The following is an 18,579-nucleotide window of genomic DNA, read 5'->3' as shown; positions in this document are numbered from 1 at the left end:
AAGTAAAAAAGATAAATTTTTGGTACCATGAAAATAAAACTTAACCGATTCCTGTGCGCTATCCTGGCCTTTTTGTTACTGCCGTTTTGCGCCTCTGCGCAAACTGCGGCGCAGAGTATTTCCGGTCTGCAACCCGTGCTGGACAAAGTATATGATGAAATGCTTCCGCTATGCTCCGGCATGATGGGCGTGGGAAGGGGCCTAGCAGGTTTTGGGGCACTGTTCTATATCGGCTCGCGGGTGTGGAGGCAGCTGGCATCGGCAGAATCCATCGACTTTTATCCGCTACTTCGACCATTTGCTTTGGGAATGGCGGTGATGCTTTTTCCGGCGGTGCTGGGTATGATCAATGGGGTACTGCAGCCAACGGTATTGGCGACCAATGCCATGGTGGCGGGAAGCAATAAAGCGATCGAAAGATTGCTTAAAATGAAGGAAGCTGCGATCAAAAAAAGCCGCTATTGGCAGATGTATGTCGGCGAGAGCGGATCAGGGGATTCTGATAAGTGGTACAAATATGCTTATCCTAATGATCCGAACAGGGAGGAAGAAACTTTCCTGGATGGATTGGGCCATGGACTGGAGTTCAATATTGCTAAAGCTTCGTACAATTTCAGGAATTCGATCAAGCAGTGGCTGAGTGAGGTACTGGAGATCCTGTACGCCGCGGCAGCGCTGTGCATCAATACCGTACGGACGTTTTTTTTGATCGTAATGGCCATTCTGGGGCCTTTGGTATTTGGCTTTGCGGTCTTTGATGGTTTCCAGAATACGCTGACGGTATGGATCGCGAGGTATGTGAACATATTCCTGTGGCTGCCCATCTGCAATATCTTTTCAAGTATCCTTGGAAAAGTACAGGAAAACATGTTAAAACTGGATCTTTCGCAGATCGAGCAGCAGGGGGATACCTTCTTTTCAAGTTTGGATACTGCTTACCTGATATTTTTAATTATTGGGATCGTGGGTTATTTCTGCGTGCCCAATGTGGCCAATTACGTGGTGCATGCAGGAGGCGGAAATACGATCCTGCAGAAAGTGAATTCAATTGTATCCTCGGCCACGCGTTCGGGAAGCCAGGCCGCCAGATCCGGCGGGGGCATGGCAGCGGATGCATTGGGTGATGGTTACCGCAATTTAAAGCAGAGTTTTTCGTCAGGTGCGCAAGGGGATTATTTTCCGGATAACCCGCACCAACAAAAGCGTATAGAAGGTAAATAGGTACGTACGTAGGCGCAGGGCTTGCCCCTGCCTAAAAATGAGGGGTAATTATTCATCAAATATTCAATTTTTATGTTCAGCCAATTCAAAAATATCGATACCGCTTTCAAACATATCCGCCTGTTCAGTTTATTCCTGATCGTGGCCTGTATGGTGATCAGCTGTTTTGCGATCTACGAGTATTACTGCTTTTACACCCTAAAGGATCAGCGCATATATATACTATATAATGGTAAGCTGTTAACTGCACTGGCATCTGACCGCAAGAGCAACCTACCCGTGGAACTGCGTGACCATATCCGCACCTTCCACCAGTATTTCTTTGCGCTGGTTCCTGATGATAAGGCGATCAAGGCAAGCGTAACCAGGGCTTTGTATCTGGCCGACGAATCGGCCAAGAAACAGTATGACAACTTTCAGGAAAACGGTTATTACAATAATCTAATTGCGGCCAATATCTCACAGGAAATCACGGTGGACAGTATACAGCTCGATGTCGACCGATTTCCATATCCCTTCAGGTGCTTTGCTACGCAGAAGCTGGTAAGGTCTTCATCCACGGTTTACAGGAAACTCATCAGCCAGGGCGTGGTGGATGATTTAAAAAACCAGACCGATAACAATCCCCATGGATTTCTGATCCGAAAGTTTGAACTGCTGGAAAACCGGGCTGAACAGTTAAAACAGGAGCAGCCATGAAAATCTGGAATATTGCTTTTAAGCGCGGGACAGATGGGGCAGCGAAAGCTTTGAGCGGTATACATGAAGGCACTTTTCCTGTAGGCGGGCAAAATGCCCGGCCAATGAATAAAAATGAACTGTCATATCGCCTGGCAAATAAGATACTTATAGGCCAGAATTTGGTGGCAGGTTATTTAAATGCTAAAACGAAAGGCATTTCAAAGCTTCGAATGAAGCTGTTTTTTGCCTGCTTTCTGATGCTAGGCGGCGCTTACTGCCTGTACCTGATCTTATCCGCAGTGCTCAATTTTCTGCAATAAATTATTAACCTATAAAACAATTGAAATGGAAAACAGGAAAAAAATAGACAAAAAGAAAGTGTTGCTGATCTTTTTGCCATTGCTCGCGGCAGCTGTACTGACTACGGGCTTTTTTATGCTGGGCGGTGGGAAAGATGTGCCAGAAAACGCGGTTAACGATAAGGGAAAGGTGGATTTTTCATTGCCTGATGCCACGATCAAAAAGCAGCAACCGGCAGATAAAATGGCTTTTTACGAGCAGGCGGCGCGTGATTCTGCCAGCAGGGGATCAGCATCGCTTTCCCGTATGGCGCAGAACTTAGGCTTTAAAAATGCACAGGAGGAGCAGACCGGTGAAATATCGCTGAAACTTGAAGCCTTAAAGCGTGAGATCGACCGGCCTGCGGGGAATTCTGTTGAGGTTAGTGGAGCGGGAGGTGTCCGTGCGGGTTATGGTCTTTCTAGTGTTACCGGTTCGGGCAACATGAAAAACGATGTGGATAGGCTCGAGGCGCTGATGAAAATGATGCAGGAAAATAAAAATGCGGGAGATGATCCGGAAATGAAACAACTGAATGCGATGATGGAGAACATCATCGATATCCAGCATCCTGAGCGGGTAAAGCAGAAAATGGCGGTCGAAAAAAAAGTGAATACCGATAGTCTGTTTAAGGCCATCCCGGCAGTAATCGCTTCGGATAAAAAAGTGGTGCAGGGCGCAACGATCAAACTTTTATTGCTGGATACTTTGCGTGTGAACGGTGTACTGATCCCAAAAGGGCATGAACTGTTCGGGGCCTGCAAAATCACTAATCAAAGGCTGCTATTGGATATCAAACAGATCCGTTTAGGCAATGCGATTATACCATCAGACCTATCCCTGTACAGTTATGATGGGATGCTTGGTCTGGATGCACCGGAAGCGGTGCTGACTGAAACGATGAACGACGGGGCAGGGAATGCAGTCGGGGAGGTAGCGCTGAATACTTTTGATCAGTCGCTGGTTACGCAGGTCGCGGGTGCCGGGATCGATGCAGCGAAATCTATGCTAACCAAAAAATTACGCAAGGTCAAGGTCAAGCTGAAAGGCGGTCATGCGGTGCTATTGCGAGACAATAAATTAAAACTGCGTTAGGTTTTGGATCCGGGGATCAATAGGGCCGAGCAGTTATACCTGGCCTGGGAAGAAAGGCAGAAATCGCTTTTGGGACTCATGGGCACTGGCGTGGACGAGCGGAAAATGAAAAAGCTGAAATGCAGGTTTTTATCTGCGGGGCTTTTCAGGGTATCGGTTAGGCCATCAGAAATGGAACGGCTATATATCCAGGTGCTGCGTTCGGTTACTGCTAAGCTCCGCAAAGAGCTTTATCCCAATCTCCTATTACGGTTTTTTGTGGGGCTTAAAGCGGTTGTGATTGATAAGAGCGTGCATCTGTCGCGATTCTCCAGGCTTCGGGAAGAAAATATCAGCTCGCTGAAAGAGCAGCTTTCATCATTGGGTTTAGGTAACGTGGACTTGAGGTTAGAGGAGCGGCTTGACTATGAAAGACAGCGTATTGTATTGGATGTGGTTCGTGGTTTGAACACAGGGGAAAAATTATCGCTCCAGCTTTCTTTTGAAAGAGAAGATATTGGTGTATACCGCTTTAGTGGGTTTAATGGACGGATGCTGGGGAAAGATGGATCGGAACGCAGCTGTTTCTTTTCAAGGGAAGCGGGGATTGATCTCGTTGAGGCGATAAACCTGCTTCGGGGTGGATCGGTACTTAAGGAATACCAGGGCCTGGATGGTAATTTGGGAAAATGCTGGGTAAAGGTAAATGATACCGCTAAGGATTTTTCTTCGTCACCGTTATTGTATTTTTCGGGTACCGGGCAGGAATATGACCTTAAAAAACAACTGCTCGACCATGCCATCGCACTGGAATGTTACGCGATTAGTACCGAAGTCGTGTTGCGCGGGCTGGAACAGGGCAATAGGATGAAGATTAATGTTCCCGGAAAGGATAAATTTTATATCCGGGCTGATCCCTTTGAAAACAGGCTGGAATTCTTTGATTCAGGGAAAAAAGAAATTGCTTTTGAGCAGTTCAAGGATATGTTGGTGCCGGTAAAAGCGCAGCCTTCGTTTGGGCTGGGAGCTGATAAACAGCTCGACATGCGGGAAGAAAACCAGTTGGAGATGGGTAGATAAGATACTTTTTATGATTGAATTGACCGGTAAATCGGGTCTGGCGGCTGAGATCAGGGAATATCTGGAAGAACAGGTCTCACTCGGCTTTCATTGGGTGGTGTATGATAGTGACCAACTTCTTTCGTCAAAATTTGAGCTTTCCTGCTTTGCCGATAGTGCTTCTGCCCATGCATTTGAGAAGGCGCACCAGCAGATATTTAACTGGCATATCGCGGTTCCGATCGGTGACATGATCTACCAGCTTAACGCACTGGAGAAAGCGGAGCTTAGGCCGGATCGTTTTGTAAAAATAAATAATCCTAAAACATCAATAAAAACAAAAACTATGAATTTGAACAATTTAGAAGACCGGAAGGAGGAAATGGCGGCGCTCGGTACGAGTGAAAAAACCATTGCCAAAATGGAGGAACTGATGAAAACAGGTGCACCGAAATTTACGGTGCACCAGGTGATGCCTGCCAATAGGGGGCAGGTGGATGTACAGTTTTACCTGCAGCAGTCCAGCAAATCAGAGTATTATTTCCTCAATAAGTTTACCGTTGCCCATAGCCTGGCAAAACCCCTGGAGAAAGACCAGCATTACCTGATCATTTCACCAGGAAAGGACGGGCAGGCTGCTACGGTGAAAGAATACGACCTGGTGACAGAGGCTGTCGACGTTTTTAAAAAGCGGGAGGGGGCCGGCGAGCTGGCAGTTGGAAAAGATGCAGCAAACAAACAGACCCTGGCGACAATGGAAGAGGGAAAAGTGAATTTTGTGACCAAGGAATTCAGGGGGACCTTTTATGGAAAACCGGCTTCGCAAACGCTGTGGCCGGACCGTGGAAAGGGATTCACCGTGCAGCAGGCTGCACAGATGATCCAGGGATATGCCGTATACCGCAATGACCTGGTGAACTTTCTCTCGGGCGAAGCTTATTCGGCCTGGGTGAAGTTTGATATGGACAAGGGCGTTGGGGCAAATGGAAATTTCAACCTGCAACAGTACCATGATCCGCAGTACGGTTTTGATCTGCCCAAGGTGCTGGATAATTATAAGATCGGGGAACTTGCAGTGCCGGAGAAAAGGGAGAAACTGGAGGCTGATCTGCGTAATGGTTTGACGCCACTGGTGAGTACGGAAAAGGATGGCAAGCCCGTAAAGCTATTGCTCGAGGCGGTTCCAAGGTATGGCAAGGTGAATTTTTATACGCCTGAGGGCAAGATGGAAAAGCGAGAGTTGTTTATGACCAAAGAAGCACTGGCCGCTATGCTTGATACCGGGCAGGACAAAAGTAAAAATAACGCGAAAGAGCAGGAAGCCGGAATGGGTATTGGTGGCTGATTGGTCCTGTTTTTTGGTTGTGTGTTTGGTGATCGGTTATTATTGGGGTTTGACTGTATACTATGGAAGGGAAAGTACCGGTTGCTATCGGTTATGCGAGAACTGTGCAATCTGGGGATCCCCATGATCTCGACCGTCAGTCTGAAAGTATCTATAATTACTGCAAAGAGCATGGTATCGAATTAAGAGTGGTGCTTTGTGAAGAAGGCGAGAGAAGTCTGTCCTGGGATATTCTGGAGCGGATGGTGCAGAATTCCGTTGGGCGCTTGGATATGGTGGTTGTGGCGGAAATGGATAACCTTTTCCAGGATGTGGGCTGGCTGCTTTTAAAGCAGGCGCAGTTTGAGACCGAATACGGAGTGATTATTGTATCAGCAGGTGGAAGTGAGCTTGGCCTGGATAACCAGGGCGGGTTGACCATGGGCTGATCTGGTTGTTTTTTAATCTATAAAACTATTGTTATGGAAACATTTGATTCATTGAAAAAGGTGGTGTTAGGTGCAGAGGTAGATGCACGAAAGTTTTTTGGGAAGGGGAATAAGGCTGCAGGTACTAGGCTCCGCTTGGCACTGCAGGAAGCGAAGGCGATTTCGCAGCAGATCCGTTTAGAGGTGAGTGAGAAAAAAAAGGGGAAGTAAGGTTGGTTTGAGGTTTGTTTGGATGCCCGGTCATTTGGCCGGGCATTTTTGTATTGGGCTTGATGATCTCGTTGTTGGAGTTAATTTATTCGTGCTTTTATTTAGTCTCTTAAGATTTTTTCCGATCTACATATAACTTATTAATATATGAGGCAACCAGGGGATCAGATAAATATTCAGAAATGTCGTGGTGGTTATTTGAATTATTTTCCATCTTGAAATTATCTATTTCAGGGTTTACATTAAAATTTTCAGCATCTAAGGGATACAGAGAAACCATATCTTTTGGATCATAAAGGTTGATCCATTTACCGCTTAGACAAGGAGGAAACTTTACTGGGGTTTCAAGCTGTGCTTTTACACGCATCAATCCTAATGGAGAGCCAAGGGTTACAAAAAGTTTTAGGTTAACTGGGCCTTTTTTTCCTGCGTTTAGAACATTGTAAGCAACTACGGAGCCCAGTGAATGGGCTATCACCACATCTGTATCATCAAAAATATGGGAATGGACCTTTTGATCCACTTTATGCCGGATTAAATTCACACTTAGATATGCGGCAACAACAGAGGTGAATATTACAAGAGAAAGATTCCCTAAGTAACGCTTGCCATCCAATGCCCTTGCCAATGCCAAAAACGGCATATGGTTATAAATGGCTTTTTCTTTAATTGCCGGTTGCTCTGGCTCTAGTTCCAAATTGGTAAAGTCCGTATCTTTGAGCATCTCTTCCAATATTTTTTCCTGCAAGGAAAGCACTGTATCTGTATCTGGTGAAGTGGATTTTAAGTTGTATTCAGCTCCCTTATTTGCCGCTTCATAGTTGGACTGAAGTTTGAGCAACAGATCCCCATAGTAGGGGAAATCAAAAGTAAGGCCTTCTGGAAAATCGAGTTTTGCTTTTTCAAAGCCCAGTTTCAGGGCTTTTATCCAGGTTTGTTTAAGCTCTTCAGGATCTTTATTTTCCTGGTTTATGCCATGGACCATCAATATTCTCATCTTCTGTTTTGTAAAAGTGTATTTAAAATTTCAATTCCGTCTTTAGTAAAAGATGTCCATAAACCGGGGATCAGTGTTTTCGAGAGTTCGAAGAGATTATTTTTTGGATAAAGTTCCATATAAGACCATCCCTGTGTCAATAATGGCATAAAAGTGTTTTTCTTTATTGTCGATAATTCATGCCCTGAGAAATCTTGGTTTTGCGCAAACCCATTTAAGATTGCGACATCACGCAATACAGGTTCCTCTTCCCTAGCCATGTGCCGATAGACAGACCTTATCTGTTTGAAATTGCCAGATAAAGCGTATGCATATGCCGCAAAGAGCCCAAGAGTAGGATCTAGCGCTTTGTATGTGCGGATATAGTTGGCAAAGATAGAACGGGTTTCACGGCTTGGAGAAAAGATGCCAAATTGGGCTGCAGTAATGATTTCTGCTTTCTGCTCCTTGATCTTTTGCTCCAGTTCCACATATTGGAAACGCTTATAACTCAAGGGAGATGGAACATAATTGATATTGATCAGCTGCCCATTTCTTATGACTGCATTAGCATGATAGCCTTTGAGTAGAGTAAAGGGGATTCCTGTTCCATTTTCCAGTTGGATCAGGATTACAGATGAGCTATCCGTGGTCGATCCGAAAAATAGGTTCGAACCGCTAGTGTCTTTTGGCATTTGCCTGATATGCCCATTTTCCCAGACTTTTTTAGGGATTTCACCTGTGATTTTTAAGCCGGTATTCACATCCATTTCAGTTGTGATGTCGGATTCACTGCCAGAACTGAGTATATCTTCGATATTTTGTTCGATTTCTTTTTTGATTTTAGGGCTCTCTTCAAAAGCTTTGGGAAGTCCAATACCTGGATAATCTTCATCTGGTTCTGCCGGCCGGATTGTAGTGGAAGCCCTATCTGGACTATATCCGCTAATTTCAGAAATGAATATAGGCGTTCTACTGGTAATTTCTCCCGAAGGCTGCTGGTTGATAGGCGCCTCCAGTTCTATTAGTCGAGTGGGTATGGCTAACTGAAGGTATTCATTGAGTTCATAGGAGTGAACCACATGGGTGGTGGTTGTACCTTCTGCTAAAGTGGTGATGATCTCAGGTACTTCTCCATTCAAGCCTTCCAGTAAACATTCGGTATATACACTTTTATAGTGATCAGGTGATATCAAAACTTCATGGGCGGGATTTCCCGGAAGACTGGCGTAAAATATATCCACCTTTTTTAATGAGGCGGGATTGTCATTGAACTTAAAAATAGGTAAGCCTGGGTTTCCGATGGCCGCTATGTCCCTGCTGGGGGTTCGGCAGGCGTCAGAAATAATGATAAGGTTTTTAAGTTTGGTAAACCTTGCGAACATGATACTGGATTGTAGGCCAATGGACTGGCTCTGGTCGGACATGGCATCTGAAAGCATCCATACTTCTTGCCCAGGGCCTGCCAGGTATCCGTGTCCAGAAAAATAGATGAGCATTTGCTCATAAGAAAAGTCTTTAACGTATTCATCCACAGCATTCTGAATTTCCTTAAAGCTTACCGGGCCTGTGTCATCAATAAAAAGACTGGTTTCAAAGCCCTGTCCTAAGGCCCACTCGTTCATTTTAGTTGCGTTATCACGGGAAGCAGAAAGAGTTGGAAGCTTTTGGATTTCGTTGATGCCAATGAGGATTGCACATTTTTTCATTGCGAGCGTTTAATGGTTGTTGTTTCGGTTAGGCGAATTTATTAATTTTTAGCAATTCCCTAGGCTCAAGGTTTGTTAAATTGTAGTTTGTTTGATTAAGCTTTTGATAGACAGTGGTATAGGTGGGTTTTGAAATTTCAGGTTGAAAATTTTATTTAAAATCCTTCTACAATATCTAACTTCATCGCAATGAAAAATGATGGTCAACTTGAGAATCTGGTCCTGGCAATAGCTATAGATGAATATAGTGGAGCCCACAGACCTTTGTTTAACGCGAAAACCGATGTAGAGCGCTTTGTGAAGGTGATGAAAGACCGATATAATTTTGAACTTATCAGTCCCCTTTTGGAAAATGGTAATGCTAAACGTGACGAAATCCTTGAAGAACTTGAGAAGCTTGGGCAAAATACATCCGCATGCCAAAATCTCATTATATATTATGCGGGACATGGAGAACAAGATGAGGATACCGGGTTAGGGTATTGGGTGCCTGTTGATGCGACCGCAAGGAAGTGGAGTTTTATATCGAATTCCACTGTAAATGATTTTATCAAGGCTATAAGGGCAAAGCACGTATTACTGATCTCAGACTGCTGTTATTCTGGTACGTTTATCTTACAGCATGGCATCACGGATAAGATAGGGGCTAAAACATGGTTGACCAGTGAGAGTTCGAGGTGGGTGCTGACCTCAGGAGAGGCGAACAAGGTGAGCGATGGTGTAAAGGGGGAAGGAAGTCCATTTGCGCAATGTCTAAATACGTTTTTAGAAACCAATAACAGTCCGGTTTTAAAGATGACTACGCTATTTGATGAGGTCATTGAAAATACCAAAGGACGCAGGGGACAAAGACCCGGTGCCGCTCCGCTAAAAGACTTCGGGGGCATAACCGGAGAGATGACCTTGGAACTGGATAAAGAGATTCCCAAAGTTTATCCTGATGGCAAGATTGATTTTCCATTTCCTGAATTACCGCTACCAAAACATTATATTTCCCGCCACCTGACTCCTGGAGCAAGGGAAGATTTGGATTTTGATTCTTTTTTTGCCCAGGATTCCGGCAGGGTCTATCTGGAGGAGGTAATAATGATCCATAAGAAGATTGTGCTGCTTGGAGGCGCTGGCTCAGGGAAATCAATTGAACTCAATAGGTTGGCTTTAAGACTAAAAGGGCTAGATCAGCCTCTGACGCCCATTTTAATAAGATTGAATAGGTTTCAGGGGGAAGATCTTTCTGAATACCTCCCTGGGGGCTGGGAAAAGACCGATCCGGCCAAGTTGATTATATTTTTAGATGGACTCGATGAGGTACAGCCCGCTTTTTTTAACCGGGCTATCGATACGATAAAAGATTTCTTCTTGAGCAATAACCAGATCACAGCAGTTGTATCGTGCCGAACCAGTTTCTACCAAGCATCTGTTAATGAAGAATCAGGGACTCTAGGAGGCTTTCATGCCTATTTTATAAATGAGCCTTCAGTGAAGGTGATCAAATCAACATTGGAGCTAGGTTATGAAATAGATTCGGAAGATTTCATGAATAAAATCTATGAATATGAACTTCTGGATTTAATACAGAAGCCATTTTTTCTCAGGATATTAATTGCTTATTATCTTGAGAATAAAAATTTCAGGGGGGGTAGGGCTGGGATAATGGAAGCAAGTTTGATTGATCAGGATAAGGGCTTCATTTTGAAGTCAAGTAGGGGAAAGAGAGATTTGGCCACTTTATTTTCACGGCTTGAGAAAATTGCATTCATCATGGAGTTGGCAGGTAAAAATTATCTATCTGCTGTGGATCTTAAAAAGCTTTTTTCAGATTCGGAGGAATATCAAGAGTGTAGATTCCTACCGGCATTTAACCACAATATCGATGATGATACCTGGAGCTTTGAGCACAACAATATCCAGGAATATTTGGCCTCAAGGGTGCTATCCAGACAACCTTTTGAAAAGTTACAGGCTCTTTTGTTTGTCGAATCGTTGGGCACCAAGAGGGTGAAGCCAACCTGGATCAATACGCTTTCCTTTTTGATCAGCATCAACAAGGGTGAGGCCGTGGCCCGGTTGGTAAATGAGATATTGGAAGAAGATCAGGAGGTTATTGTTAAGTTTGAAAGTGATAGGTTTGATCAAGCCGAACGAACGGAAATTTTTAAGCGTATATTCAATTTTTATACTGATAAAGAGATGTGGGTGAGTTCTAATAAATTCAGTCCTGCTGATCTGGCAAGGTTTGGAAGGACCCAGCAGACACTAGTATTTCTAAAAAAAGTTTTAGCTGATACGGGTAGCCACCGTATGAAAAAAGTGAATGCAGTTTACCACTTGCTTTATTTTGATTTCAGGGGCTTTGAAAAAGAGGCCCTGGAATTTCAAGAAATGTTATTCTCCGCTCTGCTGCATGAAGATATTGCCGCTGAAGACGCCCACAGAATCATGTCTTTACTGGCAAGGCTACCCGTTGCAAAAGAAGATCAGATTGAACAGATTGTTCAAAAATTCAAAAAACACAAGAACCAATACCTGCGTGCCGGACTTTATGAACTTATTGGTGTCTCGGATGCCCCTGAGAGGTTTATTGCTGTTCTGATGGATGGCCTGTCCCTTGCCGAGATTTCTGAGGCGGTTGAGGATAGGGAAAATTTTAGCCTTGGTGACGAGGACTATCATTGGGAAGTGGCATTTAAAAAGATAATGTCTGTTACAGGCATTCAGTCGGTTTTTAAGATATTGATTGATAATCCACAAAAGAGACTTTCGCTGGTGCATAACCAAAGGGAAAGCTTGATAGCACTTGTTCAAAATGCTGGGTCAGCATACCATATCGACCGCAATGTATTTTCGGAAGTATTTGAACTTGTTATCTTGATGGCGAAACAATATGAAGAGCATAGTGTAAAATTAATATCCGTATTTTTCAAAGAAACTGCAACTCATGGAAAAGCTTTGAGCCTGATTTCATTAGCGGATGATGATGAATTTTATTATTTGCATGATGTGGTCATTAATTTAATAGATCGGAAGGCGTTGGATGAGTGGATAGCTGGTTGGTCACAGTCAAATGTAAATGTGACCATGTTGAATTTTGTTCATCAATACCTTTGGGAGCAGAGAGATGGGGACGCTTTGGCGCAGGAGTTCGATGATAAAGTTAAACAGATTTTCTCTATAACGCTAACAAAGCCTATCGCGATACAAAGACCGGATATTTGGGAACAACGCTTGGTTGACAACTTTTATCTATTATTCAGATCTGATTTGATCAAGCCAATATTAGAGCACGTTTTTGAGCGTCTGGCAAAGGAAGAGATTACTCGGGAAGATGTTGCAGGGTTGTCGAAAGCTAATTTTAAGCCCGAGACCCTCTATATTCCTAATATAGCTTTGAATATTCTGAGGAGATTTACATACAATAACAGAATTTGCCATCGGTCTGAGATTTTGAATTGGATCGATGCTGGTTTAAGTTTCATTGGCTTTCAGATTGAACAGATCCATCAACATTTAAAAAATCATAGGCAATTACAAGTAAGTGCCCCAATGATCGACTTCATTCGAAACTGGACAGTGTTAAGAGGCAATTCTTCAGACATTGCGTGGTATTTCCTACAGCGCTTCAAATTTAAAATGCCCACCGAAAAAATTCTTGATTTCACATGCTATTATAATTTTGGGTGGGAACTGGGGGTAAGGAACAGCGGGGGGATCGAAGTGCTCGAGGAATTGGTTGGGCTGGCTCCCCTGATTTTAAGGGTCAATGAAAATATCATTAATCCGGAGTTGCAGGGTTTTGCATGGCTCGGAAATGCCTCCTATGCACTTAGAAAAAAAATACAAGAAGCGTTTCCTAATATTATCAAACGACTGCAGGAAAGTAGAGAAGATGATTATCGATATGAGGAGTTACTATCATTTTGGTTTGACTTAACCGGGGACTGGGAAAGATTGGAAACATTCATCGAAAGCGTGTGGAATCGTTCCCTCAGGTTGAAAGCTATTGAACTACTCTCAAGCGTTCCCAAAGAATCGACTGTTTTACATGGTATCTTAATTGGAGATTTAGGGAATGACCATATTTCAGATCAAGATCGTTTGATAGCTGCCAATTATCTGATAAAAATGGGCGACTCCGCTGGTTTTGATTTCCTTTTTAAAGAACTGATGGCCAGAACGAATGAGGCTTTCGATTACAGGAACCATTTATTTGGTTTCGAATTCATTGATACAATTGGGTGCCTTGATCGATTGTTGATCCTGCTAAAAAGATCCAAAATAAGCAAATACCCTGGTGACATTTTCAATAATCTCGAATCTAGGGTTTTGGAAGCGTTAAATAGTATTGCGCTGGTATCTGAAGAAAATTATAGACAAGTAAAATCTGCAATCGAAGATATGATGGATCGGGTTGAAGAGGGTACAGATTGGAGCAACCTTTATTATTTTATCCGGCAGCTTGATGATCAGAATATAAGTAAAAAGACAATTGAGGTAAGTGTAGATGAAGCAATGAGAAGTTATCATGAATTTCAGCTTTAGTCGTTTCCTCATTTAGGGTCTGTGTCATATCAGATATATAGACATGCTACGACAGGTTCAAAGCTTTTGGAAGGATAGTGGGTAAATTTAATTTATATCCTTCCTTAGTGTTTTTAAATGCGTTACACTACCAGTTTAAAAGATGCATTTGATATTGCTGTCTTTTAATTTAGAAGTTTTCTTTTTATATGGTATTCGAGATCTGTCCATAGCGTTTTGTTTTGATTTTTAGGGTCTAATTCTTCAATAAACATTAGGTCAGACCGGTCACCGATATTTTCCATTACCCTCGAAAAGCAATCCAGTTGTGGTTGGCTTACAGGCGTTTTTTTGATTGTTTTGAGTAGGGTCGAGATGATTTCCTTTCTGGATATCCCATTTTTCTCCAGGCGTTCCAGCCAACTATCTATTCGCCAGCGGCTTTTAGGAACCCTTACGAACTCATCGAATTCATCGGAAATATCCTCTTCTGAAGGGAAAAGATCCTTTACATGGTCAAAATGTCCTGGTTTTTTCTTCAGTATTGGTAGGACATTGGTTTTAATAAAAGCCCTTTCGGTTGCTGTTGAGGCATTCATCATCAAGGTTTCCAGCACGCTTTGGCTAAAATAGGCTAGGTGAGGCTTTAGGTTCTCCAGTACCTGGGTAGTGAGGGGCTTACGCTTAAATTGGATGAGATCCACAATCTTTCCGCTTGTAAATTTGATGTCCAGGTATTTGAATAAGGCCTTGGGGTCCGGGTATTGTGGGAATACCTGGGCAGCCAGGTCTGCTGTCTTTTTTGTGCCGGTAAGTAAGGCCAGTATCACAAATTCGCTCAAATAGCCCAACCTGTCCCAATGTTTTTCCAGCAGGTAACTGACATCTGCATCTGGGCAGTAAAATAGCAGTTCGGCAATGCTAGAAAGCACCCACGAATTTGAATGTTTGAACTTCTGGTCTTGATTTGGGTGGTATAAGTTTAATAAGCTATCGACATATTCTTTTGTAGCTTGGTCCCAGATCAAACACAGGTGCTCAATGTACTTCCCATTTTGTCTATTCTCAGCTTTGATGATCTGTTTTAGGTCTGCTAAGACCGAATGGTCACCTATGAGCATCCTGGTGGTTATTGTCCGGGAGTATAGCTCAGGGTTATCTAGATCTATTTTTTGCAGGATGTGCCCTTCTGATTCATCAGCGCCAACAGACCAGAGGACAAATGCTTGTAGGGTAAGGAACTGGTCATCTGGCTGGTTGTTCCATAAGCTTAGAAGTCTATTTCTACTGGCTGTGGAAAGGCTTTTCCCACTTTGATGGCGCGGAGACCACCTTTCAGGGAATTTTGAAATGGTAAGGGAGGCTACATAGAGCCCCTCTTGTTGTGACAGCTGTCTTTTGATTTTGGCAAAGTGCCTGATGGTAAATTCAATTAAATCAGGGTGGTCCATGTAGGCTGTTACCGCGAAGAAGAGGTTTAGGTAATCCTCTCGTTGTGTGTTTTTGAGTAGAAAGGCCGCCAGGGCCTCGTTAACGGCAAATTCCTTATATCTTCCCAGATTGTAGGTACTCAGTGCTTTTGTTCCTTCGGGAAACCCATTTGTTTTTTTGCTCTCGGGCAAGCTGGCCCAAAAATCAAAGACTTCCTGCAGTTTTTCTTCCTTGCCGGCCTGGAAAGAAATGATAAGTGCCCAGATGCTGTTCATAAAGAGGGCTTTTTTGTCCGATTGCCAGCGCTCAAATATAGGGTCGAACAGTTCCTGTGAACGTAGGTACCCTGCAAACATGATGATGGCATTTTTTTGTTGGATGGTGTAAGTGGGGACGCTTAGGTACTTTTTGAGGTCTGCAATCCCATTTTCCTTAAATCTATTGTTAAAATTGGCCATGAGGTAGTCACGGCGGGCATTTCCACTGTTCGGCTCAAAATCACTATTGGCAAACCTGGCTATATAGCGTATGCCATCGCCGGTATGGCCGTTTAGAAAATTAGCGCCTAAGGTGTAAAAATCGGTATCCAGGCAATCACAAATCTGGATGACACTGGGATTGTGGATATTGTTTAGGCTGGCCTTTATGGAAATTAGTGTTGCCTCGTTTAATTTTTCTTTGTGCGTTTTAAGCCAGGTGATGAGCTGCTGGGTGATGAGTCCATGGGCGTCTTCATCCTGGTGGTAATTCAGGGATTCTACTACGGCCAGCGGTAAGTGTCCAAGCAACCATTTGGATATATTGGATCGTTGCTCACCGTTAGTGTTGGATAGTGCCCTGCCGATGAGTTCTGCATAGTAGGGCTCGGACAGGGTTTGGATATGCTTGGGTAGGTCGGAAAACATGCGCGCAATGGCTTTGGACAGCAGGTAGTCCCTTAGTTTATCATGTTTGAAGATAAGCTGCCCTTCTGGGCCGAGGGAAAAGATAGCATTGTTGAGGCCGATCTGGTGAAGTATTTTGATGTCCTCGCGGTCTAGTTTGTCCTCGAGCGCTACAAAAGATATGAATTGTAGTTTGCTCTTTAGCATATGGTCAGCAAGTTTCAAGAGTGCCTGCTCAAGGCTAAAGTGTGGAATGGAAGCTTTCTGCTGGATGTCCAGTAACCGTTCCCCGATATATTCTTCAATAGGGGCTGAAGTTTTTGCCAGCCAGTTGTCCTGGTCAATACCGGTTAAATCTCCATAGATCCGGATCAGGAAAGGATCGTTGAAAAGTTCCTCTGATATCCGCTCGAATTGTTGGTCGCTGAATTTTTGGGCACTGTTCAGGGACGATAGCTTCAATGCTGCTATTGATTCTTCTGTCGAATAGCCTAATAACAGGACGGTTTCTGAAAGCTCTGGCTTATTTTTTTCGTCTGTGTTTTCCTCTTTGAAACGTTTTGGGAGCTGATCGTATACGTTTTGCCAAACCGGGATCAATACATTAAAACTGCTTTCCCTTTGCCATAGCAAAATATGCTCAAGCAGTATTGTCGGGTTGGTAGCTTTATTGATGTCATCGATCACAATCAATACTTTTTCACTTAGGTTTTGGAACTGGGAAGGGGAGATGAACAGGTCGTTCTGGTGCTGCAGGAGCTGTTTGCTAATGGCCTGGGTCAAAGAGCTTGAATCTGCTGCGATGCTGTGGTTTATCCTAAGCCCCCATTTTTTTGTCTTTGAGCAGTTTTTTAAAATGTTATAGGCAATAGTAGATTTTCCCATCCCTGATTTTGCCACTAGTAGCACCGGGGAGTATGATTGGTCGAGGATTTCCGCTAAATCAACTTCACATGCCCTGGTAATTAGTTCGCCTGCGAAAATTTCCCGGGCATAGGCTTCCAGGTTGACCAGGGTTAAATCAAGGAGTTTGGGTTTCGATAGTTGTTTGGCGCTGATATGCAGGGACTTTTGGGCTATCCATTGACCAATTGGTGTATCTTCTAGGTACGATACTATGGCTGATTGTTCAAGGAATTCAACGGTGACCCCTGATTGTTTACAAAGTTCGACAACGTCCGTGAAAAGCTTGTTATGATGGCTGTCTTTAACCCTTTGATTGGTGCACAGCCACAGGGTAAATGCTGCCTCTGGGAAATTGCTATGCCACTCTTGAACTTTTCCTAGTGCTTTAAAAACGTCGCCGGTATTTTTATCCAACCATTTCCTGCGCAGGTTGCTGTCATCTGAGGTTACCTCGATGAGCACAAAATTTCCGTTTTGATCGCAGTGGAAAGCATCCAAAGGGGAGGGCACCGGTTCACCTTTCTCGTTTAAACCGCCATGGATAATGTTGGCATATTCCGGACGGATATTACGTAGGATATCCACACATATTTTTGCAAATAGGCCCCTGTCTGTTATATTTTTGATCTGGTCTAGGACTGTCATCTGTTAGTGTCAACTAAAAACATGAGGCTGATCCCATGTTCATATTTAAGAAAGCGTGTGAAGTTTTGTATATAATCGATCTGTGCTCTTTCACGTAATTGATCCTCTTGGTCAAAAGCTGGACTACCTTCCAGTGCGAGATTTTGAGTATAATTAATGAAGGGCAGGAGCCTTATACCGTTTTCCCTGTTTGTTTCAAAATGCTCATAGATTGAAGAAAGCATGGTGGATAAGCGGAAATCCGATCTGAGTACCTCCCCTCCATGCCAGGCAAGCTCTGATCCGTTCTTTGAAAAAGAATAGTGGTGGTTATGGGTATCAACATCGGTATGTGCCGGTATGGAGATGTGGTGCCGGAGAAAAGGGTTACTGCCCAGGAATATTTTTTTAGCTTGGATACTATCGGCTATTTCAGCATCCTGGTTATCAAAAGGGCGCCACATGCGGTGCCACCATCGTGGCTCCTGGTTCATCAGTTTTTCATATTCAGCGAGGTCCAAAGTTAAGGGTGCGATATATAGTCCGTATTGGTGGGGAGGCTTATGCATACGAGCCAATAGGTTGTGCTGTAACTCTGTAGCTGTTTTAGCCTGTCTCCTTAATTGAAAATAAAGTATCGGATCCCCGGCAAGGCCATTGGATTTCCTGTAACTGATGATTTTGGCCAGTGGTTTGTTCAATATCTGGCCAAGTATTGAGGCTTTGGGGTCAAGCCCTTGGGAAACCTTAAACTGAAGGTAAATAGGCACAAACCTATTAAAAAGCTTGTCAGCCCCAGAGCTTGCCTCATTTACGGAAATCAAACGGAAACGCTTGGACCAGAATGGAGTGATGTAACCCAGGTATGAGGCTACGTCTGATTCAATTTGGTCTTCACTTAGCTGGCTTGGGATTTTGAATGACATATTTGTTAGCGCTATTTTTTATTAAGGTGTTTTGAGTTTTACTAAAATATAAACATACTTGGAATATACATTGCCTGGTTGAATAAATACTGATTTTTGTGAAACGCTCAAACGATATGCTTTATGTTTTGACTTCCCAAAAAGTTATAGACAGTTTTGATACGCGATTTCATATTTATTTGGCTTAACAAAATGATTACATTCCGTTATTTCCATTATTGGAAAAATATCCCCACCTTTGTATCCAA

Annotated in this window: 13 protein-coding genes; 9 read left to right on the top strand and 4 right to left on the bottom strand. The window is 43.4% G+C overall.

Annotation, left to right across the window (positions count from 1 at the left end; genetic code table 11):
• The first annotated feature begins 27 nt into the window (after positions 1-27).
• The 8 genes from traJ (at position 28) to BLR37_RS02975 (ending at position 6,357) form a co-directional block, all read left to right on the top strand.
• Positions 28-1,221 (top strand): conjugative transposon protein TraJ, encoded by a 1,194-nt coding sequence (gene traJ / locus BLR37_RS03010; protein ID WP_052265936.1) that lies wholly within the window; start codon positions 28-30, stop codon positions 1,219-1,221.
• A 72-nt stretch (positions 1,222-1,293) separates the two neighbouring features.
• The gene (traK, locus tag BLR37_RS03005) at positions 1,294-1,920 is read left to right on the top strand and encodes a conjugative transposon protein TraK (protein ID WP_039471897.1); all 627 of its coding nucleotides are present in this window, start codon (positions 1,294-1,296) and stop codon (positions 1,918-1,920) included.
• Positions 1,917-2,222 (top strand): hypothetical protein, encoded by a 306-nt coding sequence (locus BLR37_RS03000; protein WP_039471895.1) that lies wholly within the window; start codon positions 1,917-1,919, stop codon positions 2,220-2,222. The genes traK and BLR37_RS03000 overlap by 4 nt, the downstream gene beginning before the upstream one ends.
• Positions 2,223-2,247: 25 nt before the next feature.
• Complete coding sequence (gene traM, locus BLR37_RS02995; RefSeq protein WP_090764380.1) at positions 2,248-3,336, top strand: conjugative transposon protein TraM; 1,089 nt, start codon at positions 2,248-2,250, stop codon at positions 3,334-3,336.
• Positions 3,337-3,339: 3 nt separating this feature from the next.
• Positions 3,340-4,395 (top strand): hypothetical protein, encoded by a 1,056-nt coding sequence (locus tag BLR37_RS02990; protein WP_090764377.1) that lies wholly within the window; start codon positions 3,340-3,342, stop codon positions 4,393-4,395.
• A gap of 10 nt (positions 4,396-4,405) precedes the next feature.
• Positions 4,406-5,719 carry a hypothetical protein gene (locus BLR37_RS02985; RefSeq protein WP_039471888.1) on the top strand — a complete coding sequence of 438 codons (1,314 nt, stop codon included), beginning with the start codon at positions 4,406-4,408 and terminating at the stop codon, positions 5,717-5,719.
• 62 nt (positions 5,720-5,781) lie between these two features.
• Positions 5,782-6,147, top strand: coding sequence for a recombinase family protein (locus BLR37_RS02980; protein WP_039471886.1), 366 nt, complete (start codon positions 5,782-5,784; stop codon positions 6,145-6,147).
• A 33-nt stretch (positions 6,148-6,180) separates the two neighbouring features.
• Positions 6,181-6,357 carry a hypothetical protein gene (locus BLR37_RS02975; protein ID WP_039471885.1) on the top strand — a complete coding sequence of 59 codons (177 nt, stop codon included), beginning with the start codon at positions 6,181-6,183 and terminating at the stop codon, positions 6,355-6,357.
• A 109-nt stretch (positions 6,358-6,466) separates the two neighbouring features.
• Here BLR37_RS02975 and BLR37_RS02970 read toward each other — a convergent pair whose 3' ends face one another.
• Together BLR37_RS02970 and BLR37_RS02965 are read right to left on the bottom strand one after the other, a co-directional pair.
• Positions 6,467-7,354 (bottom strand): hypothetical protein, encoded by an 888-nt coding sequence (locus BLR37_RS02970; RefSeq protein WP_143009523.1) that lies wholly within the window; start codon positions 7,352-7,354, stop codon positions 6,467-6,469.
• A complete protein-coding gene (locus tag BLR37_RS02965; protein WP_090764374.1) occupies positions 7,351-9,042 on the bottom strand; it encodes a caspase family protein in 1,692 nt (563 codons plus the stop codon). Before BLR37_RS02965 ends, BLR37_RS02970 begins: the two co-directional genes overlap by 4 nt.
• Before the next feature lie 189 nt (positions 9,043-9,231).
• Here BLR37_RS02965 and BLR37_RS02960 point away from each other — a divergent pair, with 189 nt between their 5' ends.
• On the top strand, positions 9,232-13,581 hold the full coding sequence (locus tag BLR37_RS02960; RefSeq protein WP_090764371.1) for a caspase family protein: 4,350 nt from the start codon (positions 9,232-9,234) through the stop codon (positions 13,579-13,581).
• Positions 13,582-13,745: 164 nt separating this feature from the next.
• Here BLR37_RS02960 and BLR37_RS02955 read toward each other — a convergent pair whose 3' ends face one another.
• Positions 13,746-17,426, bottom strand: a complete 3,681-nt coding sequence (locus BLR37_RS02955; RefSeq protein WP_090764368.1) for a hypothetical protein — start codon at positions 17,424-17,426, stop codon at positions 13,746-13,748.
• Positions 17,423-18,331: a hypothetical protein gene (locus BLR37_RS02950; protein WP_090764365.1), complete on the bottom strand. Its 909-nt coding sequence runs from the start codon at positions 18,329-18,331 to the stop codon at positions 17,423-17,425. The genes BLR37_RS02955 and BLR37_RS02950 overlap by 4 nt, the downstream gene beginning before the upstream one ends.
• Positions 18,332-18,579: the final 248 nt, after the last annotated feature.

Source organism: Pedobacter soli (assembly GCF_900101435.1).
Taxonomy (GTDB): domain Bacteria; phylum Bacteroidota; class Bacteroidia; order Sphingobacteriales; family Sphingobacteriaceae; genus Pedobacter; species Pedobacter soli.
Note: the sequence above shows the minus strand (reverse complement) of the source record. Positions and strands in the feature narration are given on the sequence as shown.

What these genes read in the sequence shown, in the direction of transcription:
- BLR37_RS02955 (WP_090764368.1), bottom strand. Translation starts at nt 17,426, where the DNA reads ATGACAGTCCTAGACCAGATCAAAAATATAACAGACAGGGGCCTATTT.
- BLR37_RS03000 (WP_039471895.1), top strand. Translation starts at nt 1,917, where the DNA reads ATGAAAATCTGGAATATTGCTTTTAAGCGCGGGACAGATGGGGCAGCG.
- traM (WP_090764380.1), top strand. Translation starts at nt 2,248, where the DNA reads ATGGAAAACAGGAAAAAAATAGACAAAAAGAAAGTGTTGCTGATCTTT.
- BLR37_RS02975 (WP_039471885.1), top strand. Translation starts at nt 6,181, where the DNA reads ATGGAAACATTTGATTCATTGAAAAAGGTGGTGTTAGGTGCAGAGGTA.
- traK (WP_039471897.1), top strand. Translation starts at nt 1,294, where the DNA reads ATGTTCAGCCAATTCAAAAATATCGATACCGCTTTCAAACATATCCGC.
- BLR37_RS02970 (WP_143009523.1), bottom strand. Translation starts at nt 7,354, where the DNA reads ATGAGAATATTGATGGTCCATGGCATAAACCAGGAAAATAAAGATCCT.
- BLR37_RS02985 (WP_039471888.1), top strand. Translation starts at nt 4,406, where the DNA reads ATGATTGAATTGACCGGTAAATCGGGTCTGGCGGCTGAGATCAGGGAA.
- BLR37_RS02950 (WP_090764365.1), bottom strand. Translation starts at nt 18,331, where the DNA reads ATGTCATTCAAAATCCCAAGCCAGCTAAGTGAAGACCAAATTGAATCA.
- traJ (WP_052265936.1), top strand. Translation starts at nt 28, where the DNA reads ATGAAAATAAAACTTAACCGATTCCTGTGCGCTATCCTGGCCTTTTTG.
- BLR37_RS02965 (WP_090764374.1), bottom strand. Translation starts at nt 9,042, where the DNA reads ATGAAAAAATGTGCAATCCTCATTGGCATCAACGAAATCCAAAAGCTT.
- BLR37_RS02960 (WP_090764371.1), top strand. Translation starts at nt 9,232, where the DNA reads ATGAAAAATGATGGTCAACTTGAGAATCTGGTCCTGGCAATAGCTATA.
- BLR37_RS02980 (WP_039471886.1), top strand. Translation starts at nt 5,782, where the DNA reads ATGGAAGGGAAAGTACCGGTTGCTATCGGTTATGCGAGAACTGTGCAA.